The sequence below is a fragment of the Kitasatospora sp. NPDC004799 genome, from assembly GCF_040609095.1.
In the GTDB taxonomy this organism is placed as follows: Bacteria; Actinomycetota; Actinomycetes; order Streptomycetales; family Streptomycetaceae; genus Kitasatospora.
Map to the genome: position 1 here is coordinate 1 of NZ_JBEXJK010000799.1, position 1371 is coordinate 1371.

Genomic DNA, 1371 nt, shown 5'->3' on the forward strand with positions numbered 1-1371 from the left:
CTCGACCCGATCGCGCTCGACCCGATCGTGCTGGACCCGATCGTGCTCGACCCGATCGTGCTCGACCCGACCGGCCATGCCCGGGAGGCCGAGACCGCCGAGCTGTTCGCCCGCGGCCCGGCCGCACCGGTCGACATCCTGGGCGTCCGGGCCTGGTCGGTGTCCGACCCCGTGCTGCTGGAGGAACTGCTCCAGGATCCCCGGGTCTCCAAGGACGGCCGGCTGCACTGGCCCGCGTTCGACGAGGCGGTGCGGACCTGGCCACTGGCCCTGTGGGTGAGCGTGCGCAACATGTTCAACGCGCACGGCGCCGACCACCGGCGGCTGCGCCGACTGGTGAGCAGCGCCTTCACACCCCGACAGGTCACCGCGATGACGTCGCGCGTCGAAGCGCTGACCGATGCCCTGCTGGAAGACCTCGCCGAGAGCGCTCCCGGCGAGGTGGTGGACCTGCGCGACCGTTTCGCCAGCCCGCTGCCGATCCGGGTCGTCTCCCAGCTGCTCGGCCTTCCGTACGACGTGACCGAGGGCTTCCGGGACATCGTCGACAAGGTGTTCGCCACCACCCTCACCCCCGAGGAGTCGGCGGCCAACGGAGCGGCGTTCCAGGCCCTGCTGGAGGAGTTGATCGCCGACAAGCGCCGCGTGCCGGGCGACGACATGACCTCCCTGCTGATCGCCGCCCGCGACACCGAGTCCGACGGCGGCCGCGCCGCACTGAGCGAGGAGGAACTGCGCGACACCCTTCTGCTGATCGTCACGGCCGGCTACGAGACCACCGTGAACCTGATCGACAACGGCATCACCAACCTGCTCACCCACCCCGACCAGCTCACCCTGGTGCGCGCGGGCCAGGCCGGCTGGGACGACGTGGTGGAGGAGTCGCTGCGCCGGGACGCCCCGCTCGCCCACCTGCCGCTGCGCTTCGCGGTGGAGGACATCGAGCTGCCCGGCGGGGTGACGGTGCGCCAGGGGGATCCGATCCTCGGCGGCTACGCGGCCGCAGGACGCCACCCGGCGCGGTACGGGGACAGCGGCGCCGCGTTCGACGTCACCCGGCCGGTCAAGGACCACCTCGCCTTCGGGTACGGCCCGCACTTCTGCCTCGGCGCGCCGCTGGCCCGGCTGGAGGGGCGCATCGCGCTGAGCCGGCTGTTCGCGCGGTTCCCCGACCTCGCGTTCGCCCCGGACGCACGGCTGGAGCCGGTCGACTCGCTGATCTCCAACGGACACCGCACGCTGCCGGTGCTGCTCGGCGAGGCGGTGAAGCGGCGGGTCGGGCGAGGCCGGTGATCCGGGCGGCCGGCGTCCGGACGGTGTACGCGGTGACCCACGGCACCAACACCGGGCTGATCGCCGCGATGCGGGGGC

Annotated in this window: 1 protein-coding gene; it reads left to right on the plus strand. The window is 72.9% G+C overall.

Translation table 11 applies throughout. The annotated features are described in order from the left end of the window. Positions 1-57: 57 nt before the first annotated feature. The gene (locus ABZW03_RS40900) at positions 58-1293 is read left to right on the plus strand and encodes a cytochrome P450 (RefSeq protein WP_355269962.1); all 1236 of its coding nucleotides are present in this window, start codon (positions 58-60) and stop codon (positions 1291-1293) included. The last annotated feature ends 78 nt before the right edge of the window (positions 1294-1371 follow it).